27 protein-coding genes are annotated in these 26,012 nt (G+C 42.2%); 12 read left to right on the forward strand and 15 right to left on the reverse strand.

All coding sequences use genetic code 11. The features are described from left to right. Positions 1–188: 188 nt before the first annotated feature. The 3 genes from C6347_RS02125 to C6347_RS02135 are packed head-to-tail and all read right to left on the reverse strand — an operon-like array spanning position 189 to position 2,545. Positions 189–929: an amino acid ABC transporter ATP-binding protein gene (locus C6347_RS02125; protein WP_060597473.1), complete on the reverse strand. Its 741-nt coding sequence runs from the start codon at positions 927–929 to the stop codon at positions 189–191. Between the two features lie 10 nt (positions 930–939). Continuing rightward, a complete protein-coding gene (locus C6347_RS02130) occupies positions 940–1,617 on the reverse strand; it encodes an amino acid ABC transporter permease (RefSeq protein ID WP_078061638.1) in 678 nt (225 codons plus the stop codon). A 40-nt stretch (positions 1,618–1,657) separates the two neighbouring features. Beyond that, positions 1,658–2,545 (reverse strand): transporter substrate-binding domain-containing protein, encoded by an 888-nt coding sequence (locus C6347_RS02135; protein WP_106071347.1) that lies wholly within the window; start codon positions 2,543–2,545, stop codon positions 1,658–1,660. Positions 2,546–2,722: 177 nt separating this feature from the next. On the opposite strand from C6347_RS02135, the gene C6347_RS02140 reads away from it, so the two are divergent. Beyond that, on the forward strand, positions 2,723–4,111 hold the full coding sequence (locus C6347_RS02140) for an MFS transporter (RefSeq protein WP_034660246.1): 1,389 nt from the start codon (positions 2,723–2,725) through the stop codon (positions 4,109–4,111). A gap of 37 nt (positions 4,112–4,148) precedes the next feature. Here C6347_RS02140 and C6347_RS02145 read toward each other — a convergent pair whose 3' ends face one another. From C6347_RS02145 to C6347_RS02155, 3 genes are all read right to left on the reverse strand, one after another. Continuing rightward, complete coding sequence (locus C6347_RS02145) at positions 4,149–4,748, reverse strand: undecaprenyl-diphosphatase (protein WP_034660243.1); 600 nt, start codon at positions 4,746–4,748, stop codon at positions 4,149–4,151. A 104-nt stretch (positions 4,749–4,852) separates the two neighbouring features. Then, positions 4,853–6,040 (reverse strand): MFS transporter, encoded by a 1,188-nt coding sequence (locus C6347_RS02150; protein ID WP_060597471.1) that lies wholly within the window; start codon positions 6,038–6,040, stop codon positions 4,853–4,855. Between the two features lie 15 nt (positions 6,041–6,055). Beyond that, a complete protein-coding gene (locus C6347_RS02155) occupies positions 6,056–6,469 on the reverse strand; it encodes a MarR family winged helix-turn-helix transcriptional regulator (protein ID WP_060597470.1) in 414 nt (137 codons plus the stop codon). Positions 6,470–6,808: 339 nt separating this feature from the next. On the opposite strand from C6347_RS02155, the gene spoIIID reads away from it, so the two are divergent. From spoIIID to C6347_RS02175, 4 genes are all read left to right on the forward strand, one after another. Then, positions 6,809–7,087 carry a sporulation transcriptional regulator SpoIIID gene (spoIIID, locus tag C6347_RS02160; RefSeq protein WP_008343327.1) on the forward strand — a complete coding sequence of 93 codons (279 nt, stop codon included), beginning with the start codon at positions 6,809–6,811 and terminating at the stop codon, positions 7,085–7,087. Positions 7,088–7,271: 184 nt separating this feature from the next. Beyond that, entirely contained in the window at positions 7,272–8,273 is a 1,002-nt protein-coding gene (gene mbl / locus C6347_RS02165; RefSeq protein WP_012011515.1) for a cell shape-determining protein Mbl, read from the forward strand. Between the two features lie 124 nt (positions 8,274–8,397). Next, positions 8,398–9,237, forward strand: coding sequence for a flagellar hook-basal body protein (locus C6347_RS02170; protein ID WP_003215293.1), 840 nt, complete (start codon positions 8,398–8,400; stop codon positions 9,235–9,237). A gap of 30 nt (positions 9,238–9,267) precedes the next feature. After that, entirely contained in the window at positions 9,268–10,086 is an 819-nt protein-coding gene (locus C6347_RS02175; RefSeq protein ID WP_106071348.1) for a flagellar hook-basal body protein, read from the forward strand. A 14-nt stretch (positions 10,087–10,100) separates the two neighbouring features. On the opposite strand, the gene C6347_RS02180 is transcribed toward C6347_RS02175, so the two are convergent. Continuing rightward, positions 10,101–11,156 carry a tetratricopeptide repeat protein gene (locus C6347_RS02180; RefSeq protein ID WP_060597469.1) on the reverse strand — a complete coding sequence of 352 codons (1,056 nt, stop codon included), beginning with the start codon at positions 11,154–11,156 and terminating at the stop codon, positions 10,101–10,103. A 218-nt stretch (positions 11,157–11,374) separates the two neighbouring features. Here C6347_RS02180 and fabZ point away from each other — a divergent pair, with 218 nt between their 5' ends. Together fabZ and mscL are read left to right on the forward strand one after the other, a co-directional pair. Further along, positions 11,375–11,809 (forward strand): 3-hydroxyacyl-ACP dehydratase FabZ, encoded by a 435-nt coding sequence (gene fabZ, locus C6347_RS02185; RefSeq protein ID WP_012011512.1) that lies wholly within the window; start codon positions 11,375–11,377, stop codon positions 11,807–11,809. Positions 11,810–11,935: 126 nt separating this feature from the next. Further along, positions 11,936–12,331, forward strand: coding sequence for a large conductance mechanosensitive channel protein MscL (mscL, locus tag C6347_RS02190; RefSeq protein WP_034660234.1), 396 nt, complete (start codon positions 11,936–11,938; stop codon positions 12,329–12,331). Positions 12,332–12,358: 27 nt separating this feature from the next. Here mscL and C6347_RS02195 read toward each other — a convergent pair whose 3' ends face one another. Next, positions 12,359–12,769 carry a YwpF-like family protein gene (locus tag C6347_RS02195; RefSeq protein WP_003215215.1) on the reverse strand — a complete coding sequence of 137 codons (411 nt, stop codon included), beginning with the start codon at positions 12,767–12,769 and terminating at the stop codon, positions 12,359–12,361. 117 nt (positions 12,770–12,886) lie between these two features. On the opposite strand from C6347_RS02195, the gene C6347_RS02200 reads away from it, so the two are divergent. From C6347_RS02200 to ytvA, 3 genes are all read left to right on the forward strand, one after another. Then, a complete protein-coding gene (locus C6347_RS02200) occupies positions 12,887–13,243 on the forward strand; it encodes a hypothetical protein (RefSeq protein WP_060597468.1) in 357 nt (118 codons plus the stop codon). Between the two features lie 401 nt (positions 13,244–13,644). Then, positions 13,645–14,505, forward strand: a complete 861-nt coding sequence (locus C6347_RS02205; protein WP_216454710.1) for a Cof-type HAD-IIB family hydrolase — start codon at positions 13,645–13,647, stop codon at positions 14,503–14,505. 152 nt (positions 14,506–14,657) lie between these two features. Then, positions 14,658–15,446, forward strand: coding sequence for a YtvA family blue-light photoreceptor (ytvA, locus tag C6347_RS02210; protein WP_066031631.1), 789 nt, complete (start codon positions 14,658–14,660; stop codon positions 15,444–15,446). Between the two features lie 70 nt (positions 15,447–15,516). Here the strand turns inward: ytvA and C6347_RS02215 are convergent, their stop codons facing one another. Together C6347_RS02215 and C6347_RS02220 are read right to left on the reverse strand one after the other, a co-directional pair. After that, positions 15,517–18,294: a DEAD/DEAH box helicase gene (locus tag C6347_RS02215; protein ID WP_066031632.1), complete on the reverse strand. Its 2,778-nt coding sequence runs from the start codon at positions 18,292–18,294 to the stop codon at positions 15,517–15,519. Next, the gene (locus tag C6347_RS02220) at positions 18,281–19,888 is read right to left on the reverse strand and encodes an SWIM zinc finger family protein (RefSeq protein WP_060597465.1); all 1,608 of its coding nucleotides are present in this window, start codon (positions 19,886–19,888) and stop codon (positions 18,281–18,283) included. The genes C6347_RS02215 and C6347_RS02220 overlap by 14 nt, the downstream gene beginning before the upstream one ends. Positions 19,889–20,074: 186 nt before the next feature. Here C6347_RS02220 and C6347_RS19135 point away from each other — a divergent pair, with 186 nt between their 5' ends. Continuing rightward, on the forward strand, positions 20,075–20,218 hold the full coding sequence (locus C6347_RS19135; RefSeq protein WP_003214884.1) for a YwzD family small protein: 144 nt from the start codon (positions 20,075–20,077) through the stop codon (positions 20,216–20,218). Positions 20,219–20,334: 116 nt separating this feature from the next. After that, positions 20,335–21,654 (forward strand): UDP-glucose dehydrogenase family protein, encoded by a 1,320-nt coding sequence (locus C6347_RS02225; RefSeq protein ID WP_106071349.1) that lies wholly within the window; start codon positions 20,335–20,337, stop codon positions 21,652–21,654. A 35-nt stretch (positions 21,655–21,689) separates the two neighbouring features. Here C6347_RS02225 and chrA read toward each other — a convergent pair whose 3' ends face one another. The 5 genes from chrA to alsS all read right to left on the reverse strand — a co-directional run bounded on the left by chrA (position 21,690) and on the right by alsS (position 25,957). After that, positions 21,690–22,223 carry a chromate efflux transporter ChrA gene (gene chrA / locus C6347_RS02230; RefSeq protein ID WP_106071477.1) on the reverse strand — a complete coding sequence of 178 codons (534 nt, stop codon included), beginning with the start codon at positions 22,221–22,223 and terminating at the stop codon, positions 21,690–21,692. Beyond that, on the reverse strand, positions 22,223–22,813 hold the full coding sequence (chrB, locus tag C6347_RS02235; RefSeq protein ID WP_181185423.1) for a chromate efflux transporter ChrB: 591 nt from the start codon (positions 22,811–22,813) through the stop codon (positions 22,223–22,225). Before chrB ends, chrA begins: the two co-directional genes overlap by 1 nt. Before the next feature lie 7 nt (positions 22,814–22,820). Continuing rightward, a complete protein-coding gene (gene chrS / locus C6347_RS02240; RefSeq protein ID WP_106036452.1) occupies positions 22,821–23,297 on the reverse strand; it encodes a chromate efflux transcriptional regulator ChrS in 477 nt (158 codons plus the stop codon). A gap of 153 nt (positions 23,298–23,450) precedes the next feature. Continuing rightward, positions 23,451–24,221: an acetolactate decarboxylase gene (budA, locus tag C6347_RS02245; RefSeq protein WP_060597462.1), complete on the reverse strand. Its 771-nt coding sequence runs from the start codon at positions 24,219–24,221 to the stop codon at positions 23,451–23,453. Between the two features lie 35 nt (positions 24,222–24,256). Further along, a complete protein-coding gene (gene alsS, locus C6347_RS02250) occupies positions 24,257–25,957 on the reverse strand; it encodes an acetolactate synthase AlsS (RefSeq protein ID WP_060597461.1) in 1,701 nt (566 codons plus the stop codon). Positions 25,958–26,012 lie beyond the last annotated feature (55 nt).

Here is a 26,012-nt window from a genome sequence, read left to right on the forward strand (position 1 = left end):
ATTCCCCCTGAATCATTCAGAATTAATTGATTTCTTAATTCTTCATTATAGAGAGAAAAGTCATATATAACATAACCGTGTAAGTTAATCTTACATAGTTTTTGGTTATATTCAATATAAATGGATGAAAAGTTCGTAAAAAAAGAGAAAAAACGTGCATTGAGCACGAAAAATAAAGGGCGTTTGACCTATAAAATGGAGCTGAGAAACAGCTTGGTTCGTTCCTCTTGAGGAGAATCGAACAATTCTGATGGGATGCCTTCTTCGACGATGCGGCCTTCGTGCATATAGACGACACGATCGGCGACTTCTTTCGCAAAGCCCATTTCATGTGTGACAATGACCATCGTCATGCCTTCTTTTGCGAGACTTTTCATTGTTTGCAGTACCTCGCCTACAAGCTCTGGATCGAGGGCCGACGTAGGTTCGTCAAATAACATGACATCTGGCTTCATGGCGAGAGCTCTTGCAATGGCCACACGCTGCTTTTGACCACCTGATAATTTAGAAGGATATACGTTGGCCTTATCCGCAAGTCCTACCTTTTCCAACAGGACGTTGGCTTCTGATACAGCTTGAGCCTTTTTTGTTTTTCTCACCATGACAGGCGCTTCGATGATGTTTTCAAGCACAGTTTTATGCGGGAAGAGATTAAAATGCTGAAACACCATGCCTATTTTTTGCCGCATCTCGTTTAATTGATCGCGTTTTGGGTGAACAGGGCTGCCATCAATGATGATTTCTCCATCATTTTTGATTTCTAAAAAGTTCATACAGCGGAGCAAGGTGCTTTTTCCAGAGCCACTGGCTCCAATTAAGACGACCACATCATTTTCATAAACAGTGAGATCGATATCCTTTAAAACATGCAGTTCTCCGAAGTGTTTATTGAGTTTTTCAACACGAATGAGTTCCTTTGATTCTGTCATGTTTCTCCTCCTAATGGTCACTGACTGATAATTTCTTCTCAAAGGTTTGGACAGCAAATGTTAATAGCAAGACAAGAACTAAGTAATAGACGGCTACAACAAGTAAATAGGTCATATTGTCAAAGCTGTTTGAGCCTTGGGTCGTGGCGACGTTAAATAGTTCATTGACGCTGATAAAGGCGGCGAGTGATGAATCTTTTAAGCCGATAATGAACTGGTTGCCAAGAGGGGGGAGGGCGCGCCGCATCGCTTGCGGGAGAATGATGCGTCTCATTGTTAGGAAACGTCCCATGCCAAGAGAGCGTCCTGCCTCTTTTTGCCCCTGATCGATCGATTGGATGGCGCCTCTGAATATTTCTGCTATATATGCTCCATTATGAAAGGCGAGCGCAATGGAAGCAGCCCAGAAGTCGGGGATATTTAATTCGGTCAGTCCAAAATATAGGATGAAAATTTGAACAATCAGTGGTGTGCCGCGTACAAGGAAGATATAGGCGTTGGCGATATAACCGAAGACAGCCACGCGTGATATTTTCAATAAAGCAAAGAAGAGTCCGATGAACATGCCGATGAAGATGCTGATCACAGTGAGCTGTAAGGTGAGCAGCATTCCTTCTAAAAAAATACCTCTAGAATCAATCAGCGTCTGAAAAAAATGTGATAGAGTAGGCAAAACAATCATCTCCATTTGAAGAAAGTGCGCCTAAGAAAGGCGCACAATCGTGGTTTTAATTTTGTTTGACCGTGATGTCTTCGTCAAAGTATTTCTCGCTAATTTGTCTTAATGTTCCGTCTTTTTTTAGTGCGTCAATCGCATCGTTGATCTCTTCTATGAGCTGTTTATTTTCTTTTGATACAGCGATTGCCTGCTCGCTTTGTCCGAGTCTTTCCTGCGCTTCGATTTTTAATTTTTTCTTCATGGCTTCTGCACCTGTGGCGAAATCCGTCACGACTGCATCGTGTTTTCCGTTGGCCAGTGCTTCTAAAGCGACTACATCACTGTCGTAATATTTTGGTTCCTGCCCGCTATGTTCCTTTGCAATATCAGCGTAGGACGAGCCTTTTGATACAGCGATTTCTTTGTCTTTTAAGTCATCAGCATATTGAATGTCTGCTCCAGGTCTTGTGAAAATTTGCGGACCAGAGTAGTAATAGGGCTTAGATAAAAGGACGTGTTTTTTTCGTTCCTCATTGATGGTATGACTTGCAACTGCCGCATCAAATTTTCCTGCTTTCACACCTTCGACGATGCCTGCGAATTTATATTTTTTCTGTATAGGCTCGAGGCCTAGTTTGTCACTAATCGCATTGCCTACATCGATATCAAAGCCTGACATCTGATTTCCATCCATGTAACTAAACGGGTGAAATTCACCTGATGCTGCAAATATAAATTTTCCATCCTCCAAAATTGGCGACCCTTTCGCTGTAGAATTACGTTTATCTCCGTTCCCATTTGTTTCATTTGAACCACACGAAGACAGAAGTAATACTGCAACCGAGAAAAGGGCTGGGACCCAAAACCGTCTTTTTTTAATAATAAGCTTCTCCTCCTTTTCAGCCGTTCTCCATATAAGGAGAAAGTAGGCTTTTAAATATGTGTAGCATCTTACCATTTGTTCCTCATATTCTCAATTTTATATGTGTTTTTCCAACACTCGCCCTTTTTAAAATGTATGTCTTGCTTTTCCGAGAGAGAACTTGAATTGATTAGGGTAAAAAAGGGAAATGAATCTCATAATAACGGAAGGATTGGCAAAAAACATGCCAGATCACAAAAAGGGGGTCGGTGTATGAACAAGTGGAGAGACAGCCGAAAGGTTTTTTTAACTGCTATTGCCTTTGGAACGATGTTAAATCCACTGAATTCCTCGATGATTTCTTTGGCCTTGCATCAAATTCAGCATGAATTCGGTTTGTCATTTACGACTGTATCTTGGCTTATTTCGTCTTTTTATTTAGCAAGTGCGGTGACGCAGCCGGTGAGCGGCCGGATTGGGGATCATGTGATGAGCCGGAGAACATTATTTTTATTCGGGCTAGGTCTTGTGGCGGTGTCAGCCATCTGTGCGCCGTTTGCCCCAACGTTTGCAGTGCTGATTGTGATCCGGCTGCTGCAGGCGATTGGGAGCAGTGCCATTTATCCTTCTGGTGTCGGACTCATTCGGGATCATATTCAGGAAAAGCAGGCTTCGGCGTTAGCGGTATTGTCCATTTTTGCTTCGGCGATGACGGCACTTGGACCGACGCTTGGCGGCTTTTTGATGACAATCGGCGGCTGGCCGGCTATCTTTTTAGTGAACCTGCCTTTTATTTTGATCAGCTTCTTTCTTGGACTAACTTTGTTTCCAAAGGAGCAGAAAAAGAGAAAGCTTCGTATAGGTGAAACGGTACGGAAGCTCGATTTGCCAGGGATGCTTCTTTTTACAGTTTGTATTGTCCTTCTGCTTTCGTTTTTATTATCACTAGGTGATGGGATTCAATATGTACAGGGGATTCTTTGTCTCGTGAGTGCAGGCGCTTTTATCTGGTGGGAGTATCAGGTGGATGAACCGTTTATTCAAATTCGAATGTTCAGACAGGAGCAGCGGCTGTCACTTGTGTATGTGCAATTTATCATTTTAAATATATTTTTCTATTGTCTTTTCTTTGGTTTGCCGAGCTATTTCCAGGATGAATTAGGCTGGCGTGTGGAAATGACGGGTCTTTTTATGCTGTGCATGTCTGGGGTGAGCATCATTGTGTCGCCGCTAACAGGAAAGTGGGTGGATCGCGGGGATGAACGTCATCCAGTATTAGCCAGTGCGGTATTGATGCTGGCTGGAGCGTCTGCGATGACCTTCTTTTTTATTCCGGCACCATTATGGGGAAAAGGGGTGGTTCTAGCGCTGCTTGGACTGAGTTACGGGATTGGGAATGTTGCGCTGCAAGCTGCGATGCTCAAGGCAAGTCCTCAGCATATGATTGGCACGTCCTCTGGGCTTTTTCAAACATGCCGTTACCTTGGTTCCATTCTGTCGTCTGCTGTCCTCGGTATGCTGTTTGGGGATGAAATTGCTGGTCCTCATTTTGAGCAGTTAGGCTGGACGTTGATCATGATTTCCCTTACCGGCATCGGTGTCAGTCTTTATTTTTCGAACAAGGTCAGAGGAGGACAGCCAATAAAAAAAGCGGCGCGATAAGTGGAAGAAGATTCTTCATCACATTATCGCAAGCCGCTTAAGAGTTAGACAGGTCAGAGCCCTGATCCTTTTGCTTCCTTCTGAATATTTTCCCTACAATTGTCTCATAGAAAGTGACAATGCGGTCAATTGGAGAGTCAAAGAACTTCCATAATTTATTCATGATAAAGACAACCACGATCGATACGACTAAGCTGCCTAAGACATCTAATGGATAATGGTGACCGACCCAGATGCGGGAGAATCCTGTGAGTAATCCAAAGACGAGCAAGATGTTGCCAAGCTTTTTATTACGAGATCGAATGGCAAGTGAAAGAGCCAGTGCACCTGTTGTATGGTCACTTGGGAAGGAAGCGTCTGCTGAGTGCGGAATGAGTGTGTCGACTTTATGCGCCACAAACGGCCGCTCCTCATAATGAAACAGTGTAATCGCAAAATTGACGATAAGTGCCGCGATACCCGTTACACCCGAAAAGAAGACATGCTTCTTAAATTTGTGATTACCTAAAAACCAGCAAATCAATAAGACAAGGGCATACACAAGAATGGCCTTTTTCGTAATGAAAATCATGGCCTGATCTAAAAACTCAGAATGATGAGCCATCCCGTGTATGACTTTAAACAATTCGTAATTCAAAACATCACCTATACCTTCGCTTAATGCCAACTATTTTTCAAATAATCGTCTATTTGAAATATCCTATATTTTAGCATGTTTCCGATGAAGTTTAAAATAGTATCCTATTCTGATAGGGAGACCTTCTGTGCTTTTGCTTCTTGGGGCTTTCGTTCGCTCCAATAAAAAACAATCATACTGAGCAAGACAACAATACCTGCAATGAGATATACATTTGAAAAGTCGGTGAAGCTGACAAGAAGACCAAATACAAATGAGCCAGCAGCAATCCCCGTATCATATAAAGTGAAGAAAGTAGCCGTCGCATAGCCTGTACGGTGAGCTGGTGAGTGCTGAATGGCAAGTGTTTGTAAACATGGTACTAGCGATCCATAGCCAAGTCCAATGACACCACCTGATAAAAGAAGCATTGTAGCTGAATGTGTAGCTGTCAGCATCCATAAACCAATCGCAAAAAGAGCGATCGAAGGATAGATCACAATGTGAGGTCCTACTCGGTCAAAAAGTCTGCCTGTAAAAGGACGTGATCCAAGCATGGCTGCCGCAAACACAATAAAGAAATAACTGCTTGCCCCCATCAAGTGAAGGGAATTGGCATAGACTGAAATAAATGAAATGATCGGCGAATAACAGAAGGAAATAATGATGCCGACTGCCGCTGTTTTTAATGCACCTTTTTCAAACAGATGAGAAAAAGTAAATCGAAAGACGACACTACCCCCATCTTCAAGCTCTGGCTGTCTGATCAGCATCGTAAAAGCGGCACCGATGGTAACGATAATGGAAAAGAGAAGGAATAAGGAATGGAATCCTACTTTTCCTACTTGATTCAATGCAATAAATGGACCGATAACCACAGCAAGGTTCATGGACATGACAAAGTAGCCGAGTCCTTCCCCGCGTTTATGTTTTGGAATCATATCTGCCGCAATGGCACTGGCTACTGTCGTCAAAATGCTAAAAAAGATGCCCTGCACGAAACGCAGCATGAGAAGCGTATGGAATTGATCAATCGGAATGTATAAATAAGTGAGTAAGGCAAATGCCGTTGACGAGAAAATCGCCATCCGTTTTTTGCCGAATTTCTCAATAATGGCTCCAGAAAACGGTCTTGTCACAATAGCAGACAATAAGAAAACCGTCACAAGAAGGCCACCCTGTGATTCTGTTCCATTTAGTTCATCCATTGTGTAAATAGGCAGCAAGGTCAAAAGGGCATAAAAAGAGGTGAACGTAAATAAATTCACCAGGACAATCATGATAAAGTCTCTTGTCCAAATGCGTTCGTTCATGATGTATGTCACTTCCTATTCAGTTGATAATTTGTGTAAAAGTGTATGGAGGAGTTGTTTTTCTTCGTGGGTGAAATCTGAAAGACATTCTTCTTCAAATTGTTCCATCGTACGTTTGATTTCTTCAAATCGGGCCTTAGCATCATCTGTCATCACGATCAGATTTTCACGTTTGTCTTTTCCTTGTACACGTTTCACCCAGCCATTAGCTTCTAGACGGGTTACGGTTCGGGTAATGGTTGGGGCTTCGACGTTCAAATATGTCCAAATGTCTTTTTGGGTTTTCGGGCCGAATGTATCCAAACAAAAAAGTACAGTCCATTGGGACATGTACAAGTCATAAGCAACAAGCGCTTCGTTCGCCTTTTTAGACAGCAACCTGGCGCTTTGGTGTATTTGATGTAAACACTCTCTATTTAACGTATCCATATGCTCACCTTTTTTTAAATATTTAGCTAGGTAAATAAAATCACCTTTCCTATTTTACGTGCTCGACCCATTCTTGTAAAGTGAAAATTTTCGCCACTCGAAATGATTGCATTTTCTGATAAATCCCTTGTCCCATCTTCATTTTTAGCATATTCCCTATGCAATGCTAATACACTGTTACAAACCTGACAAAGAGAGTGTTTGAGGTGAGGGATCGTGTTTGGCATTTACTACCTAATGGATGAGAAATTAAGACGAACAAGCGCCCCTGAAAATGGATAATATTGATACGGATCTCATTTCACACTTCTCACATCCATTTTAGGGAGGTCGAGTGGTGTGCACGATTACATCAAAGAGCGAACAATCAAGATAGGAAAGTATATCGTGGAGACAAAGAAAACCGTTCGTGTAATTGCGAAAGAATTTGGAGTCTCTAAAAGTACTGTACACAAGGATCTAACAGAAAGACTGCCAGAAATTAATCCAGATCTGGCTAATGAAGTGAAGGAGATACTGGATTATCATAAATCAATCCGCCACTTGCGAGGAGGAGAAGCCACTAAATTAAAGTATAAAAAAGAAGAAATTTTAGAAGGCGAGCCTGTGAAACAGTAAGCTTAGTTCTTTGTTCATAAACATGACATATATATCTTCCTCATATCGGTAGTTTCTAACCACAAATTTTGTAAAGACTTTTGTAAAGAAATATCTTTTTTTCTGCAAATTATGATAGAATATATAATTAGGGCAGAATGTGGTATTTGCTATGGAAACAGATTTTCAAGGAGGATATATATAGATGTTTGCTAGGGATATTGGAATTGATCTTGGTACTGCCAATGTACTGATTCATGTCAAAGGAAAAGGAATTGTGTTAAATGAACCATCTGTTGTAGCTCTTGACAAAAACAGCGGGAAAGTTTTGGCTGTTGGAGAAGAGGCTAGACGTATGGTTGGACGTACGCCTGGGAATATTGTTGCGATTCGTCCATTAAAAGATGGCGTAATCGCTGATTTTGAAGTAACTGAAGCGATGCTCAAGCATTTTATTAATTCATTAAATGTGAAAGGGCTGTTCTCTAAGCCGCGTATGCTCATCTGCTGCCCGACAAACATTACATCTGTTGAGCAGAAGGCGATCAAAGAAGCTGCTGAAAAAAGCGGCGGTAAGCATGTATTTCTTGAAGAAGAGCCAAAAGTAGCAGCTATTGGTGCTGGTATGGATATTTTTCAGCCAAGTGGAAACATGGTCGTAGATATTGGAGGCGGAACGACAGATATCGCTGTCATCTCAATGGGTGACATTGTAACCGCCTCTTCTATTAAAATGGCTGGAGACAAATTTGATCTGGAAATTCTCAACTACATTAAAAAAGAGTACAAGCTGTTGATCGGTGAACGCACGGCTGAGGATATTAAGATCCAAGTTGCAACGGTATTCCCAGACGCACGTCACGAAGAGATTTCAATTCGTGGACGAGACATGGTGACAGGATTACCAAGAACGATTACCGTCACAAGCAAAGAAGTAGAAGAAGCATTGCGTGAATCTGTATCTGCGATTGTTCAGGCTGCGAAGCAAGTTCTTGAGAGAACACCGCCTGAATTATCAGCTGATATTATTGATCGCGGCGTCATCATTACAGGTGGCGGAGCTCTTCTAAACGGGCTTGATCAATTGCTTGCAGAAGAGCTGAAAGTACCAGTTTTCGTTGCCGAGAATCCGATGGATTGTGTAGCTGTTGGTACTGGCGTCATGCTTGATAATATGGACAAGCTGCCAAAGCGTAAACTCAGCTAATGATGTCCCTCATTCTTTTTCGAAAGAATGGGGGATTTTTATTAAAGAACCCTGCAAATATGCCGATATATTTCATAGAAGATTGTGTTTAGGTCATGTGAAAGAATTTTAATGAGGTGAGCACGTGTTAAAAGGACTATACACCGCAACATCTGCCATGATCGCTCAAGAGCGGCGGACAGAAATGCTTTCAAATAATATCGCAAATGCGAATACGCCAGGATATAAAGCGGATGAGGGGACCATGCGGGCATTTCCAGAAATGCTGCTAAGCCGAATGGAGTCAGGACGTTTTCAAACTTCCTCAGGAAAAGGTTTTAGTGTTCCGCAGCAAACGCCGATTGGCGGCATTAATACGGGAACATATATGCAGGAACTAATCCCTCAATTTACACAAGGAACTTTAAAAACAACAGATCAAACAACGGATGTAGCACTAGTCGAAAATAATGTGCCGATCAATCCGGAGACCAATCAGAAATCAGCGCTCTTTTATGCGGTCAATACCCCAGAAGGCGTTCGTTATACGAAAAGCAGCTCAATTACAATGAACGCACAAAATCAGTTGACTATCAATGGGCGTGCCCTTCTTTCTGTGACAGGTCAGCCAATCACGGTTCAGAGTGAGAATTTCAAAGTGAACGCAGATGGAACTGTGAGTGAAAATGGACAAAATCTCGGGCAAATTGATGTACGTGTTGCGATGGATACAAGGAACTTAGCGAGAGAAGGAAATGATTTATACCGTACAGCTGATAACCAGCCCCTGCCAAGCGCAGTCAATAACGGTCAAATGTCCTATACGTTAAGTCAAGGTGTATCGGAGCTGTCGAACGTGGATGTGACAAAATCATATACAGAAATGACAACCGCCTATCGAGCATTTGAAACAAACCAAAAAGTGGTTCAGGCGTATGATAAAAGCTTAGAAAAAGCAGTAAATGAAATTGGCAGAGTGTACTAATCAAGAAATGACAAAGAAAGGAGGATTCTCATGCTTAGAACGATGATCAATGCAGCTGTATCAATGAACGAAGTGCAAAAGCAGCTTGATATTATCAGTAATAACATCGCGAACAGTGAAACAACAGGGTACCGTGCGAAAAATACCCGTTTCTCAGAGCTGATCAGACAACAGTTCAACCAGGTGGATGAAAAAAATGCGCAGGTGGCAAACAGTCGTCTGACACCTGATGGACTAAGGCTTGGTACGGGTACGATGGTCAATGCGTCCATTAACTCGCTGCAAGGCTCGATTAAAGAAACAGGCCGTGATCTTGATGTTGCATTTGGAGCGCCATCTCAGTATATGCAGGTCAACGCCGGCGGTAATATTCGTTATACAAGAGATGGTTCTCTTTACTTACAGCCAGGCAATAATCGTAATCAAGTGCAGCTTGTCACTAGCGAAGGCCATCCGATTCTTGATGAAAACGGAAATGAAATCGTCTTAAATGCGAATTTCCGTGATATTTCAATTGATAAAAATGGACGTCTGACAGCCATTTCAAGAGATAATCAACCGAATCAGCAAGTGAATCTAGGTGTTGTACAAGTCAATAACTCTTCAGCACTTGTCTCTGAAGGAGATAATTTGTTCTCAGTTGACGGTACTTATCAAGGTGCATTAACGGCACTAAATGGAGCAAACCGCCAAGCGATTCAACTTCAGCAAGGTGCACTTGAAACGTCGAATGTGGACATGTCTAAAGAATTAACAGATCTCATGACAACACAGCGCTCCTATCAGATGAACTCAAGAACGATTACGATGGGTGATCAGATGCTTGGATTAGTGAATACAATTCGATAATGAGCAGGTTGACATCAGCCTCTCATGATAAAAAAGGCGGCTCGCTCAAAGTCGCCCTTTTTTTTATAAAAATCTGAGACATCGGCAAGCAGATCCTCAAGATCAATCCAAGCTTCTTTTCGTTCAAGACATGTGACGAGCCTTGCGATCTGCTCATCTGCCTTTGGCGTTTGGCTGTAGAGAAGAAATAAGATTTGGAACTTGATTCTTAAAATATCAAACTGAGAAACAACGGCTTCTTTTAATCCTTTTTGAATATACTTCATTCCTTCATCGGTTAAATTTTCTTTATAACAAGAACGCACCGTTTCGTAGAGGCACGATATATAGGAGTGTGCGGACTTCCGGTATGCTGGGAGACGAAGTGCTTTTTTAAAGTATTCCAGCGCTTTCTTGTGACGATTTTGTCTCGACTGAATAAAGCCAGCGTCATAATAAACGATACCGAGCAATTCTTGATCATCAATGATTTTCACGTATTCGATGATCTCAATAAAAATAGCTTCTGCTTCCTCATATTTTTTTTGATCGCTATAATTAAGGCCGAGCACAATTTTACAACGATAGAGGCTATGATCATCCCCATGCTTTGCAAAGATATCCATGGCTTTTTGAACATGACGAATTGATAACAACGAATAGCGGTTGTTATAATAAACACCACTTGTTCGGAAATGGAACTCTGCTTCCTCCAGCTCATCGTTAAGGAATGACAGGCGTTCTTCCGCCTTTTCGAGATAGTAGATCGCATCATTTTGATCGCTGTTTAAAGCTTCGTAGAGCCCTAGAAAGAAGTAAAAGTAATAGGCCAGTTCTTCGTTCATATCATCTTTGTGCTGCATCAGTTCATGTTTGATTTTTTCTAGGTCCTCTGTCTGATTCATCCAGAGCTGATGGCGAAAAAGCATCAGCTGATAATGTAAATAGAGTTCCTGTTTTTTTGATATTTTACGTTTATGCTTTAATAGAGTTGTTTTGATTTCTTCAGCCTTCGAAAAATGTCGATGCTTCAGCATTGTATACCACGAATGGAGAAGTTTTTTAATGGATTTATCACTCATAAAATTCATTTTTACCCTCTTATTCAATCAATGATGTAATATATATTACCATATTTGTGAAAAAACAATGAGTGTAGTGTGGATTATATTTGATGACAATAGGTAATGATATATTCTATTTTTTACCATATATGCAGAGCGGACGTTGAAAAATACGAGCATTCATAATATACTTCTATAGGAATCAAATGAAGATCATCGATATAGAAAAAAGGAGAGATCAAGATATGCTTGATGCTCAGCAAATTCAAGACATTATTCCACACCGTTATCCATTCTTATTGGTCGACCGTATTTTAGAGGTTGAGGGAGAGAAAAGAGCGGTTGGGATTAAAAATGTCACAGTGAACGAAGAATTTTTTAATGGTCATTTCCCAGGATACCCAGTCATGCCGGGTGTGCTTATTGTAGAAGCACTTGCACAGGTGTTTGGGGTGATTATGTTAGGTAAAGAAGAAAACAAAGGGAAAATTGGTTTGTTTGCAGGAATTGACGGCTGCCGTTTCAAAAGACAGGTGAAGCCTGGCGATCAGCTTCGTTTAGAGGTAGAAGTGACGCGTCTCCGAGGTCCGGTTGCAAAAGGAAAAGCAGTAGCTACAGTAGATGGCGAAGTTGCATGTGAAGCAGAACTAACATTTTCTATCGGTCCTAAAGTATCATGATTTGCCTGGCGGTTCATCAAGGATGAATCGCTTTTTATATGGAAACGACCAGCCTGAACGGATCAGGACTTGCATTTTTGACAAAAAAACGTCATATTAGACAAAAAAAGATGAAGGTGATAAAAGATGCTGAAAGAATTTAGAGAATTTGCAGTCAAGGGAAATGTCATTGACTTGGCTGTAGGTGTCATCATTGGGGGAGCATTTGGCAAAATTGTCACTTCTCTTGTGAATGATTTGATCATGCCGCTCGTCGGTATTATTATTGGGGGACATGATTTTAGCAGTCTATCTATTAAGATCGGATCTGCTCAAATTTTATATGGGAGCTTCATTCAAACAGTGATTGATTTCTTGATTATCTCGTTTTCCATTTTTATCTTTATTCGTTATTTGAATAAATTAAAACGGAAAAAGGTAGAGGAAGAAGAGGTTGTAGAAACGCCGGATCAAACGGAAGTTTTACTAACTGAAATTAGAGATCTATTGAAAAATCAAAGCCAATCGAAAGATGTGCAATAGAAAAAGAGCGGCTAATCCCGCTCTTTTTTATGTGTTTTGTTTAAATGCATCCAGCAGTTTTTCTCCGGAAAGCCCCTCTTTGACGAGGTCTTTTAGTACTTCTTCGGTTTCTGTTCTGTAACGGTTTGTAATCATTTTACCATCGAGCAGCACAGAAATGTTTTCTTCTAAAGCAACAATGTTTTTGACTTGGACAGATAGATGAACAGGGCGGTTGTTTTCTTTTGTGATTGTCACAAGAATCTTCACTTCAGTGTGCTGTTGAAAAAGCACCTCAAACACCTGTCTATGTTTCTTTGGAATGAGTGCCTCGATCATCCAGTGATTTTCACCATCTTCTTTATTAATGATTAAACCGTCACGAAGGGGAATGCTGGACATTTTATCTTGCTTTGGATCAAGTTCGATTTTTAAATCAATCAGCCTAAAGGTTTTCATATTTATCACCTCACAAGCGTTCATTATTCGTAAGTATTATTATAGCATACAACATCTTTATAAATGAAACCGCTGCCTGCTTAGAACGAGCTGCATATGAGTGAAAGGAGATGTTTTATGGAGTCCTATCAATTGCGAAACATACATATTGGCGAGGAGAAGGCAAAGAGCACAATGCGCGTTTATTCGTGGGGAGACATTCTTTCATTTTGTGATGTGTACATGGAAGAAGGCGAGTCACTCACGTTTCAATACGTCACCGAGGATCAAATGGACTGCTTTGAATTTCAATTGTCAATTCATGACGGACAGCTTTGTTTTTATTGGTTTGCGTGGGACGGTGCTGATTATATTCACATGCCTTCTAGTAATTGGATTCATTCAGACGTTTTTTATCAATTTATGAAAAATAAGTTTTTCATCAAACAAAACAAGATGATGTTTTATACTCAAGCGGTAAAAAACAGAAATTAAAGAGGAAATAGAGAATTTGAGAGATCATTTTGTCATTTTCATGTTTTGTCACATACGACCTTTCTCAGTAGACTAAGGGCAGTTGAAAGGAAAGGAGGTACGGTTTGAAACAAAAGGTAACGTCTAGCATCTGACAGCCCCCCTCTAGCTAAAGCTGATAGACGCTGCCTTGTGCATAAGAACACTGCGTAATAGAACCATAGCTTCTTTGTATAGGTCATGTGTCCCCTGTAAATCCCCTTGTGTGTATCCGGTCATGTAGCGTGGCCGGGTACCCTTTTATTCACTGATAAACCGATCACCTCTTGCAAATAGTGGATACTCATTTCATAATGATGATGGATTTTATCAGCAGTATGATAGCCGAAAATGGAGACAAAAAGGAGAGAACGATGACAAACATTCAATTGATCGCAACGGATTTAGACGGAACTTTATTGAACAGTGAACACAAAGTGAGTCGGGAAAATGAGCAGGCATTAAAGGAAGCAGCGGCGAATGGAATGGAAGTTGTCGTTTCAACAGGAAGAGCGTATTTTGATGTGAGGTCTATTTTTGATCAGCTTGGTATGAATACATGGGTGATTAGTGCCAATGGAGCTGTGATTCATGATCCGGCTGGACAAGTGTACCATTCAGCTGTTTTACACGAAGAAAAGGCCAAACATATATTGTCATGGCTTGAAGAACGTGACTATTATTATGAAGTTTTTACAAACGAAGCCATTTTCACACCGAATCGCGGCAGAGAGCTTCTTGCGATTGAAATGGACCGCTTAAAAAGTGCTAATCCAAAAACGGATCGAAATATTTTAAAACAAGCGGCAGAAGTTCAATACAGTCAGTCAGGTTTTTCTTATATTGATACATATAAAGAATTGTTCCGTGAGGATCGAAAGCTTTCATTCTACAATATCTTAGGTTTCTCTTTCTTTGAAGACAGATTGAAGGCAGGATGGGATATGTTTGGTGATGATTCAGATGTCACAATGGTTAGTTCAGCCGATCATAACTTTGAAATTGGTTCAAAGGAAGCATCTAAAGGGCAGGCATTAACAAGGCTGGCAGAACGACTTGGTATTCCTTTAAGCCAGACAGCGGCTGTAGGAGACAGTTTAAATGACGAATCGATGCTTCTAGCAGCTGGTGTTGGGGTTGCGATGGGCAATGCGAGACAGGATATGAAGGAAATCGCTGATCATGTCACGTTAACAAATGATGAACATGGTGTGGCGCATATGATTCGACACCTTTTGAAATAGATGAATCGGATGTCGTTGTATAAATCACATAGGATAAAGCGCATTCTACAAAAGAGGAATTCAGAACTACTTCTATTTACACCTGATGTGGAACATCATATAATTTAATTATGAACATAACCCGCTTGTAAGAAATTAAGGAGAGTAAACGAATGGCGCTGGAATCTTATAAGTCCGAAAATCTGCATTTAATCAAGGAAGCCTTAGATTATACTCAGGTTGGCCTGACGGTGACGGACCCGTCTTTACCTGATAATCCTTTAATATATGTGAACAAGGGCTTTTTAGATATGACAGGCTATCAAGAACCCGAGGTATTGGGGAAGAATTGTCGTTTCCTTCAAGGAAATGAAACCGAGCAAATCGCTCTCAATCAAATTAGAACAGCTATTGAGAACAAAGAAGCTGTCACTGTTCAGCTGAAAAATTATAAAAAATCTGGACAGATGTTTTGGAATGAGCTAAGTGTGGCTCCTCTTTGGATTGACGAAAATGAAGGAAAACGTCTTTATTTCGTTGGTCTGCAAAAAGATGTCACGAAAGAGAAGGAACAGCAGGAGCTTCTTGAGCAATCGATTGATGAAGTGCTGAATATTTCTGTTCCAATTGTTCCTGTGAAAGATGGTATTTCTGTGTTACCGATCATTGGTACGTTAACAGCGCCAAGATTTCATAAAATTATCTCAACAGTCTCCACCTATATCTCTCAATCCAAGGACGATTATTTTATTGTCGATCTGTCTGGTTTATTAGAAGTGGATTCATTTGTGGCAGATGCAATTTTTAAGCTGAACGATTTAATTTTAATGACTGGTACTGAACTCATTGTGACAGGAATTAAACCGAATCTTGCGATGAAAATGGGAGAAATGAGAGAGGACTTCCGTGAATTGAATACGTATATGAACGTGAAATCTGCATTGAAAAAGCTGTACATTTAACCTATGTTCATATGAAATGAAAAAAGAGGACTTTTCATCATGTTTGAGAAAAGTCCTCTTTTTGCTGGGATTAAGATGATTGAGCGGCCGCACTTAATGTGAATAAATCTTCTAGTTCGTTCGTCGATAGCTCAGTAATCCAACTTTCACTTTGGATAATTTGATCATTTAACGTTTGTTTTGTTTCGAGCATTTGATCGATTTTTTCCTCAATCGTGCCCGTTGTGATCATCTTATGGACGTGAACAAATCGTTTTTGTCCGATCCGATAAGCACGGTCTGTCGCTTGGTTTTCCACAGCAGGATTCCACCATCTGTCGTAGTGAATGACATGGTTTGCGGCAGTTAGGTTAAGTCCTGTTCCTCCTGCTTTTAAAGAGAGAATTAAGATGTTGAATTCTTTCTTCTGGAAGCGATCCACCATTTTATCCCGCTCCTGTTTTGACAGACTGCCATTTAAAAATTGAACTGGTTCTCCAAACATCTTTTCCGCCAGCTGCTTGATCATGTTCCCCATTCCAATATACTGCGTAAAGATGAGGCAGCTTTCTCCTTGCTCATGTATTGCTTTTAACAGCTCTGCGAGTTTATCCATTTTTAATGAACGTTTCAGCAGTTTCACATCTGTTCCACTCTCTTTTAAATAGAGAGCCGGGTGATCGCAAATCTGTTTGAGTCTGCCGAGCATACTTAAAATAATGGCTTTCCGCTGCATTCCTGTTAACGAAGCCATGTGTTCGAATGTATCCTTCACGAGCTGTTCATATAAAGAAGCCTGCTCAGCGGATAGCGGAATGAATTCTTTTTCTTCGAGTTTCTCAGGCAGGTTCAGGGCGACCTCTTCATCTTGCTTTGTTCTTCTTAATAGGAAGGGCTTTATCAGCTGCTGCAGCTGTTCAATTCTTTTTTCATCACGGTCTTTTTCAATCGGCAGGACGAACTTCTTATGAAAGCTCGTCAGGCTGCCGAGATATCCTTTGTTGACGAAGTCGAAAATGGACCAAAGCTCTGTCAAACGGTTTTCCATAGGTGTCCCGCTAAGGGCAATGTGATGCTGCCCTTTGAGCTGTCTGATCGCTCTCGATTGTTTCGTATGGGCGTTTTTGATGTTTTGGGCTTCGTCTAAACAAATCGTATCCCACTTTGCTGACGTTAATTCATCACGATCAGAATGTGAGAGTCCATAAGACGTCAGGACAATATCTGTTGACTCGTATGCCTTTGTAAAGTGTTCCCCTTGAGGGCGCGATGGCCCGTAATGCAGAGCGACATTCAAATGTGGTGCGAAGGTTTCAAGCTCTCGCTGCCAGTTTCCTAAAACAGAGGTCGGCGCAATGATGAGAGATGGAGCGGCATTTTGCTTCTGCTCTTTCAGATATGTGAAATACGCAATCATTTGAATCGTTTTTCCAAGGCCCATATCATCTGCTAAACAAGCCCCGAATCCATGAGATCTTAAAAATAACAGCCAGTTGACACCATGCTGCTGATACGGCCTTAGTGTGCCTTTGAAGGACTCACTCATTTCGTAGGAAGGCAGCTCATGCGTATCATTTAACTGATGGACAAGTCTTCTTAATTGAGACGAAAGTTCAAATTGAATATGTGCAAACGCTGAGCTGTCTAGCAGTTCTGGTATCGATTCAGAGGATGCTTCTTGATCTGCCAGCTCGCGTGACAAAATATCAGACATGTGCAGCCCTTCATTTTCGGCGCGCTCCATCCATTTTTTCATTTGCTGGATGAAGGTTGGATCGATTTTGATCCATTGCCCTCGAATGTTGACAAGGCGCCGTTTACTTTGGACAAGCTCGTTGAACTCATCTTCTGTCAGCTCGATGCCGTTTGTAGCAAAGCGCCAATTAAAGTCCATCAAGGCATCCATTCCGACATGCGACTCGCCTCGCGGGGTAGAGGAAATCCTTGCTTTTAGCATCATGGTGCTTTCTTTGACGATTTGCCACCACGATGGGAGCAGGATCTCAATGCCCATATTCACAAGTGTTTCACTTGCTTCAGACAGGAAGAGCCATGCTTCGTCTTCTGACATGAGCGTGGTGCCAGATGTGAAAGAGAGCCAAGGTACAATTTGACTGAATCGCTCCAGCTCTCTTGAGATTTTATCTTGATACGGATGCCAAGACCTTTTCAATGAACGGATACCCTCAAAAAAGTGAAGGTCGCTGTTTTTCTTATCACGCAAAAACAATTCGATTTTCCAATCATCTCCGTCGAAATCCGGTTCATTTAAGCGCAAGCCGACAGTGAAAGGCGTCTCGTCATCAATCCAGCCAATCGTCTCCAAGAAATCCTGCTCATCTAAAAAGTGTCCTTGGAAGGATGAGAGCGCAGGCGATTGTGCTGTCATGCGGTTCCATTTGTGCTGCAAGGCATCATCATATTGAATGTAATCCTGTACGGCAAAGGAGAACCAATCAGCCGTATAGCCATCTAATAGTCCTTCTTTGTCTTTAAACCGAAGCACACCTTCTGTCCACGCCTCGTAATCGGGAATGAAATCTTCGTCCTCGATGAATTCGTAAATGGTGGAGGCTGTCTTCATCAGTGGTTCCGTTTCATCCGTTAATGTCACATGACTAAAGGTATTAAATGAATTTTTTCCTAACAATTCAACGGTCATCCAAGGGCTTAACAGGAAGGCAGGTGTGCCAATAAAGCTCACATCTTCTAAAAATGTTCCGTAAAAAGACGATGCGTGCCATTGGAAAAGCTGCCTCTTCATTTCATTAAGTGGAACAGGGTGTCCGTCCTCTGCTTGCGCTGAAATGGTGAAAGAGAAATCTTCTGTTTGTTCTGCATGAATGACAATTTGTTTATGGCGTGTCATCAATTAATTTTCCTTTCTTCATTTCCTCTTGGAACGCACGCAGCCGTTTCGTTGAATCCTGCAGCTGCTTGACATATCTTTCCCAAATCGCGGTTTTTTTCGTTTTATGATAAAGGGTGCGTAGTTTTTTTAGCATTTTCACAGATTCTCGATAAGCACTTCGATTCTTTTGATCGAGAAGCAGTGAGATTTCACGGTGGTACGATGGAATGAGCGCTTCAGGCTCCTCTTTTGCAATTTGTTTGATCAGATCCTTCTCCAGTTCACTGATGGAGAAACCAACAAGGCTGTGAATCTCAATCCATTCTGCATAACGCTGCTGTGCATATAATAGCTGACTATATTCAGTAAACGCATAGGGCATGCAGATTTGGAGGTAGCGTTCATATAAATGATGATCCTTCGTCTGCTTAAAGTATGCGTCTAAATAAAAGAAGAAATCACTGACGGCTCCTCGCAGTTCTCTATAGGAAAGGTCGAGCTGGCAATATTCCTCTAAAATATAGGTGATCTCATGATACCAGAGCTTGAGCCGCTTCCAGTCCTTGCGGTTTGTGAGATCCTTCAGCCAATTGAGCACATTTGGCAGCATATCTGCATTGAGCAGCTGTAATTGCTGAAAGAGGCTTTCGTCTTCTTTCTGTAAATAATCCATGTGCATCAGCCCGATGGTACGTTCAACCGTTTGTTCTTGCTGCTGAGCGTTCTTCAGTAATTCTGTTTCTTTTTTAACCCATTTCCCTCTATTTAATATGGTGCCCCAAATCTCCATAAAGACCGCTACTCGTTCATGCTGGAAAGGTCCGTTTATTTGAAGAAGTGCCCGAACGGCAGTTGGTGTGTTTTCAAGAAACGGATCGAGGGAAAAGGAAAGGGCGTATGTCTTCAAGTGATCCACTGAATCGAAAATGGTGTTCATGAGCTGTTCTACATATGGATTCATGGAATAAAAATCCTTCTCGGCATCAAGCCGGTCGAGGTCGATCAATTGATGAATCCTTAACCACACATCGATTGAGGTATGAATCGCATACAAACTCTTGAATTCAGGTGAATGAGGTGCGTGTTTTTTTAGGATTGATAAATAGCCGTAATACAAATGCTGCGGTGTTTGCTGGTGCTTTGGTGTCCGTTTCAGCCAGAGGTTAAATTCCTCTTGGAAAAAATTCAGCCAGCTTTGGAGTGATTGTTCGTCTGGGCGCTTCACTTGGAAGTGCTGGCGAATCAATTCTTTGCTACGTTGTAATTCATCCTTTTCTGACCAATTTTCTGTAAATCCGGTCACACTCTCTACTTGAGCGTATAGCGAAAAGAAGACAGCGAGAATGTGTTTACAAAGTCCATCTGCCGGACATGAGCAGCTGCTTCTCACAGGAAACAGCACATGAAGGTGGACTCTTGCTGCCACGACATCATGTACATAAGCTGACCATTCCGTATCAGATTCTTGCTTGAGACGATATACACTGTCCTGTCTATAAGTAATCAATGCTTTTTTGATGAGTTGTTTGTTTTCATCTGTTGCAGGAAGAAGTTCTTTGAGCTGTTCGGCTGTTTGTTTGATTTCTTCTTCGTTGATGTTGTGCTGAAGCATTTGATCCGCTCCTAACCAAGTAAAAGATTCCAATTCTTTTATTATAGCTCAATGGTGATTTATAAAAAAGTTTTTCATGAAAATGGTCATAAATTTCAAAAGCTGTCGAATGATGTATTAGAGTATTGCATAAACCAACCATACAGCATATAATAATGAAATTAGTGGAATCGAAAGGATACAGACATGGACAATAAGGGTTTAAATCAAGAAGAGTTTTTAAAAATTTTGATGTACGCTCATGATATTGGTGAGAATTCAAATGATGTCACCACAAAAGAAATGCTTGAAAATCTGATTGCTCATATTCGAAATGGTCTTGTTTCATAAAAGTGACCCCCTGCTAGTGATGGCAGGGGGTTTTTGTATGCTTTTATGAATGGAACGAAAGCTCCCGGCATACGATGTCATTACAAGCATAAGGCGTATGGGGAGCTGATGGTGTCATGAATATTGCAATTGCAGGCTGTGGATATGTGGGGTTGGTCACAGGTGTGTGTTTAGCGGAGGCAGGGCACAATGTGGCGTGTATTGATATTGACCGGAAAAAGGTCATGCAGCTGAAACAAGGACATCCACCAATGTATGAGCCAGGATTAAAAGAATTGCTGAAACGCAATCTTGAGCAAGGACGAATTCAATTTTACATAAATGGAGCGGCAGCCTACCCGCGGGCTGATGTGTTAATGATTGCGGTCGGCACCCCGCAGCAGGCAGACGGCCAAGCTGATTTACAGTATGTGTTTCGGGCTGCAAAGGAGATGGGCACAAAAGCGAAATCAGGTGCGGTTCTTGTGGTGAAAAGTACGGTGCCTGTCGGAACGGGTGATCAAATCGATCAGATGATACATCAAGAATTAGGACGGAATGAGCCGTTATCTATTGCATCTAACCCAGAATTTTTACGGGAAGGCTCTGCCATTTCAGATACTTTGAGGGCAGATCGGCTTGTCATTGGGGCTGAAACAAAAGCCGTATTAGACCAGCTAGAGGAGATGTATGCTGATTTCCACCTGCCAGTGGTCAAAACAGACCGAAAAAGTGCCGAAATGATCAAGTATGCATCAAATGCTTTTCTTGCGACTAAAATCAGCTTTATGAATGAGATTGCTTCCATTTGTGAAAAAACAGGTGCTGATGTTGAATGGGTTGCGCGGGGAATGGGGCTCGATCAGCGGATCGGTTCTTCGTTTCTCAAGGCGGGGATTGGCTACGGAGGTTCTTGTTTTCCAAAGGATACAAATGCACTTGTCCAAATCGCAGGGCATGTGTCCCACGATTTTGAGCTGCTAAAGGCTGTCATTAAAGTAAACAATGAGCAGCGAGCTGGTTTTATCCGAAGCATTCAGGAGAGACTGGGGGCAAATCTTGAAGGGAAGCGAATTGCGCTTCTTGGCCTGTCCTTTAAACCGAATACAGACGATATGAGGGAGGCGCCGTCGGTTCCGATCGCTCATGAACTCCATCAATTAGGCGCGGAGCTTGTGGCTTATGATCCTGTTGCTACACGTCATGCCGCTCGTGAACTGCCGGATCAAGTCTTGTTTGCTCAAACGATTGAAGAAGCGATAAAGGATGTCCATGCAGTTTGTATATTAACAGAGTGGACGGAGATTCAGACGTTTCCGCTCACGTCCTACAAGGAATGGATGAGACAGCCGCTTATTTTTGATGGGCGAAACTGTCACACGCTTGAATCGGCAGAACAAGCAGGGATCGAGTATCATTCGATTGGGCGCAGACCGGTTTCTCCAATTTATATGTAAAAGAAAACCGATAACAGGCCATGTTATCGGTTTTTTTAATGCGGCAGAATGAATCCGCCATATAAAAAGGCAGCCACAATGAGAAAGGCGGGGTGCATTTTGAATTTGGTCATAAAGAAAAAGGAGATCGCGGCAATGGCGAATGATTGCGTCCAGCCGATGGCTTTCACTGCATCTTCGCCGATTTCCCATGTTAATAAAAGCATCATCATCGCAATGACGGGCTGTACGGATAAGGTCATGCCTTTTACGACAGGGGATTGGCGAAAGCGGTCAATCAGCTTGAGCAATAAAATCAATCCAATGGCTGATGGCAGTACAGTTGCAAGCAGTGCCACGATAAAGCCCGGCCAGCCCATGACGTCATAGCCTACATATGCCGCGATCTTCGTAGCAATTGGTCCTGGCAGTGCATTGGCTAATGCAAGCATATTGGAGAACCCTTCGTTCGTCATCCAATGAAAATGATTGACGATTTCTTCATAATTGAGCGGGATGGATGCAGGCCCTCCGCCATATCCTAATAGATTGGACAAGAAGAATGCCCAGAATAAAAAGAGAATCAGCATCATGAAGACACTCCTTTCTCTTTATTTGTTCGATTCCAGCGTTGTTTCAGTTTGAAATGAAAGGCGCCATAGAATAAAAAGATGATGACAATGATTCCTGGATGAATGGACAGCACCTGCAGTCCGATAAAGGCAAGAAGGAATAGAGCGATACCGAAGATCATTCCGAAGCCTTTCATCGTTTTTTGTCCAAACTCGTATGCCATGATCCCGAGCAGGACGGCAATAACTGGTGTCACGGCGCCAATCATATTTTGAATGATTTGTGAGGAGCTTAAGACGCTGACAAGTGTGACGAGTGCCACCATGGCGAGACATGTCGGTAAAATATGAGCAGCTGTTGCGACAATTGCGCCGGATACGCCCTTCAATCGATAGCCGAGATATGCCGACATTTTGGTCGCGATCGGACCTGGTAATGCATTGGCGATGGCGAGTGTTTCTCCAAACTCGTCATCATTGATCCATTGATATTTCACCACCGCTTCATGGCGAATGAGCGGTATGACGGAAGGGCCTCCGCCAAAACCGAGAATACCGGTTCGCACCATAGCGATGATGAGTTCAATATATGATTGCAAGTGCTTCAACTCCTGTCTACAATTTCATGCCCATTCGGCTTTTGTATCGTTTAATGAGCATTTGGCAGTCCACACTCACGACGCCTTCTAGCGGGTATAGCTTTTTTGTCAGGAATGCCTCCATTTCCTGTTCATTTTGAAAAATGCCATGCATATGCAGCTTGCTTGGCCCTGTCATGTGATAAAGGCTTGTGACAGCTGTTTCCTGCTCAAGTTGAAGGGCTACTGCTTCTAAAAATTTCGGTTCCACTTCTACATTAAAGAAGACAGAGACGTGAATGCCGATCTTAGCAGGGTTAATCACAGTGGTGAATCGTTCAATGACGCCTGCTTCAATCAGCTGCTGAATGCGGGCTTGCACAGCTACACGTGAAAGACCGACTTGTTTCCCGAGATCTGTATAGGACATACGCCCGTCCTCGTGTAATAGGGATAAAATTTGTTTATCCCTTTCATCTAATGTTAGGTTCGGAATGCTATAGTCGTTTGACACCGTATAACCACCTTTCTTCTGTTGGTATTTTATCATATTTCGTTACGAATAGAATGAATGAATTTCAATTTACTAACGAAATGAAATATCATGGAGTGATAAATAATCTTTTTGCATAAAAAGACACCCCGGAATCAACGGGGTGTCTTCATTTTATTGATCTGGGCTGCTTTCCGCACTGGCAATTTGTTGTGCAAGGTCAGCTCGATCAATGTCTGCTTGGAAGAATTCCTGCGTATTTGGCAGATGTAAATTCATATGACGTTTTTGAGAAATGCGGATGGTCACTTGATCAACGGTGTAATCAAATACGTGTCCGCCGACACTTCGATCATCATCAATGAAATGAAGATGATATCCACTCACCGCAATACCATGTGCGTACTGCGGTGTACGGAAACCAGCGATCGTTCCTTGAATATCCTCGAAATCGAAAATAGGCTGTGACTTGACTGCTTCCACCATCGGAACGTAAGGTTTTTCCTGTTTTTCGACCGTACGTGTTTGAACCTTTTTGAATGATCCATCAATGCGGATCGCATAAAAAACATTCTTACTAGGTAAAATGCGGTCGATTTCTTCTTCTAGCTCTTTGGACGTCATGGTTGCATCAATTCGATGAACGATATCTGTTTCAAAGAATGCTAGAGAGCAGAATGGTGAATAGTCTTGATCGGTAACCGGTGTCGCTGTTCCATCCGAGCGCAGTCGATAAAATGCGCCGTCAAAGCCGATCAGCTCTCCATCTAATTGATTGAATGTACCAATGCCGAAATCACCGTGCTTGGGAATATGTGCAAGGGAGAAATCTCCATCATATACGGCTTCCAGCAAAGAGGTCATCGTCGATACTTGATAAACCTCTTGCTGTTTGTCATGTTGTCTTGTGTCGTTCTGTTGATTCATTGGGTGCATCATACCCATATCCGCTCACTCCTTTGATGTAATGTATGGACATCTTATCTGACGTTCAATGTGTGTTTTTCACGAAAGACTTCTGGCCATTTTTGACTGGCGAGGTCTGGGTTGTCTTGATAGTCAATCGGAATATCAATAATAACGGGTCCTTCTATGTTTATACCCTTTTGAAGGACAGTTGAAAGCTCTTCAGGTGAGTTAACCCGTAATCCAGTCGCTCCAAAGCTTTCCGCATATTTCACTAAGTCGATCTGTCCGAATTCAACGCAGGATGTGCGGTCATATTTCATTTCCTGCTGAAACGCCACCATGTCGTATGTGCTGTCATTCCAAACAAGGTGAACGAGATTTGTTTTCATGCGGACGGCTGTTTCAAGCTCCATTGCAGAGAAGAGAAAACCGCCATCACCTGAGACCGAAATGATCTTTTCATCTGGATTCAGTATGGAAGCCGCAATTGCCCATGGTAAGGCGACGCCTAATGTTTGCATTCCGTTGCTCACCAGGAATGTGTTCGGCTCATAGACGCGGAAGTGACGCGACATCCAAATCGCGTGAGATCCGATATCACACGTGACCTTCGTGTCATCAGGAATTAGGCGTCTTAATGTATGAATGACATTCAGCGGGTGAGATAGATGACTGTCTCTTTCTGGTGCTTTTTCAATGTCGCTTAACAGCTCCTGTAATTCAGTGACTAAATCAATTTGTTCTTTGCATAGAGAAAGTGGAACACTGTCATGGGCTAGATGTTTAACGGTTTCAGCTATATTGCCTACAAGCTCAAGCGCTGGCTCATAAAAATGATCAATATCTGCCTGCATGTCATCCACATGGATGATCTGGCGCTGCTGCGGCTGAATATTCCAATGCTTCGGATCATATTCGATTGGATCAAAGCCGATGGTCAAAAGGACATCTGCTTGTTCAATGAGTAGATCCCCCGGCTGATTCCGGAATAAGCCGATTCTGCCTACATATTGAGACTCAAGCTCTCTTGAGAGAACGCCGGCTCCTTGGTACGTTTCGACAAATGGAATCCCAAGTGTTTTCAATAATGTTCTAGTGGCGTTTGCAGCAGCTGGACGACTTGCTTTCATTCCCACAATCGCAACAGGTAAGTGTGCATTTTGAATTTTGGCGATGGCCGAACTGATGAGAGCATCCGGTGCAGGACCTAGTTCTGGAGAAGGGTGAGCAGACACTGGTGTTTGTGTGGTGTGTTCTGTCACGACATCTTGTGGAAAGCTGATAAATGCTGCTCCAGCCTGCCCCTTTTGTGCCGCGCGAAAAGCATTTGTTAAGGCTTCAGGTATATTATGAACGTCTTGTACTTCAACACTGTATTTTGTGACTGGTTTGAATAATGCCGCATTGTCGAGTGATTGATGTGTTCGTTTCAGCCGATCCGCACGAATGACGTTTCCAGCGATTGCGACAACAGGGTCACCTTCTGTATTGGCTGTTAATAGACCTGTTGCTAAATTAGATGCGCCAGGACCTGATGTGACGAGACAAACACCTGGTTTGCCGGTTAAGCGGCCGACAGCGGCTGCCATAAAGGCTGCATTTTGTTCGTGTCTGCATAGGACAAGTTCTGGACCTCTGTCTTTTAATACATCAAATACGGCATCAATTTTTGCACCTGGAATCGCAAAAACATGGGTCACACCTTGAGCAATCAGCGTATCGACAATCAATTCTGCTCCTCGTCTTGTTAGGGGTTGTGCTTGAGAATTCATTTACCCCGCACTCCTTTCGGCAAGTAAAATTTTTTATGAAAATATATTTTCATGA

The sequence above is a fragment of the Bacillus sp. NMTD17 genome (assembly GCF_002998735.1).
Lineage (GTDB): Bacteria > Bacillota > Bacilli > Bacillales > Bacillaceae > Bacillus.

What these genes read in the sequence shown, in the direction of transcription:
- C6347_RS02175 (WP_106071348.1), top strand. Translation starts at nt 9,268, where the DNA reads ATGCTTAGAACGATGATCAATGCAGCTGTATCAATGAACGAAGTGCAA.
- C6347_RS02180 (WP_060597469.1), bottom strand. Translation starts at nt 11,156, where the DNA reads ATGAATTTTATGAGTGATAAATCCATTAAAAAACTTCTCCATTCGTGG.
- chrA (WP_106071477.1), bottom strand. Translation starts at nt 22,223, where the DNA reads ATGCTGATTCTCTTTTTATTCTGGGCATTCTTCTTGTCCAATCTATTA.
- C6347_RS02155 (WP_060597470.1), bottom strand. Translation starts at nt 6,469, where the DNA reads ATGGATACGTTAAATAGAGAGTGTTTACATCAAATACACCAAAGCGCC.
- mscL (WP_034660234.1), top strand. Translation starts at nt 11,936, where the DNA reads ATGCTGAAAGAATTTAGAGAATTTGCAGTCAAGGGAAATGTCATTGAC.
- C6347_RS02140 (WP_034660246.1), top strand. Translation starts at nt 2,723, where the DNA reads ATGAACAAGTGGAGAGACAGCCGAAAGGTTTTTTTAACTGCTATTGCC.
- C6347_RS02225 (WP_106071349.1), top strand. Translation starts at nt 20,335, where the DNA reads ATGAATATTGCAATTGCAGGCTGTGGATATGTGGGGTTGGTCACAGGT.
- C6347_RS02215 (WP_066031632.1), bottom strand. Translation starts at nt 18,294, where the DNA reads ATGACACGCCATAAACAAATTGTCATTCATGCAGAACAAACAGAAGAT.
- C6347_RS02200 (WP_060597468.1), top strand. Translation starts at nt 12,887, where the DNA reads ATGGAGTCCTATCAATTGCGAAACATACATATTGGCGAGGAGAAGGCA.
- budA (WP_060597462.1), bottom strand. Translation starts at nt 24,221, where the DNA reads ATGGGTATGATGCACCCAATGAATCAACAGAACGACACAAGACAACAT.
- ytvA (WP_066031631.1), top strand. Translation starts at nt 14,658, where the DNA reads ATGGCGCTGGAATCTTATAAGTCCGAAAATCTGCATTTAATCAAGGAA.
- fabZ (WP_012011512.1), top strand. Translation starts at nt 11,375, where the DNA reads ATGCTTGATGCTCAGCAAATTCAAGACATTATTCCACACCGTTATCCA.
- alsS (WP_060597461.1), bottom strand. Translation starts at nt 25,957, where the DNA reads ATGAATTCTCAAGCACAACCCCTAACAAGACGAGGAGCAGAATTGATT.
- C6347_RS02130 (WP_078061638.1), bottom strand. Translation starts at nt 1,617, where the DNA reads ATGGAGATGATTGTTTTGCCTACTCTATCACATTTTTTTCAGACGCTG.
- C6347_RS02195 (WP_003215215.1), bottom strand. Translation starts at nt 12,769, where the DNA reads ATGAAAACCTTTAGGCTGATTGATTTAAAAATCGAACTTGATCCAAAG.
- C6347_RS02125 (WP_060597473.1), bottom strand. Translation starts at nt 929, where the DNA reads ATGACAGAATCAAAGGAACTCATTCGTGTTGAAAAACTCAATAAACAC.
- mbl (WP_012011515.1), top strand. Translation starts at nt 7,272, where the DNA reads ATGTTTGCTAGGGATATTGGAATTGATCTTGGTACTGCCAATGTACTG.
- C6347_RS02135 (WP_106071347.1), bottom strand. Translation starts at nt 2,545, where the DNA reads ATGGTAAGATGCTACACATATTTAAAAGCCTACTTTCTCCTTATATGG.
- C6347_RS02220 (WP_060597465.1), bottom strand. Translation starts at nt 19,888, where the DNA reads ATGCTTCAGCACAACATCAACGAAGAAGAAATCAAACAAACAGCCGAA.
- C6347_RS19135 (WP_003214884.1), top strand. Translation starts at nt 20,075, where the DNA reads ATGGACAATAAGGGTTTAAATCAAGAAGAGTTTTTAAAAATTTTGATG.
- C6347_RS02150 (WP_060597471.1), bottom strand. Translation starts at nt 6,040, where the DNA reads ATGAACGAACGCATTTGGACAAGAGACTTTATCATGATTGTCCTGGTG.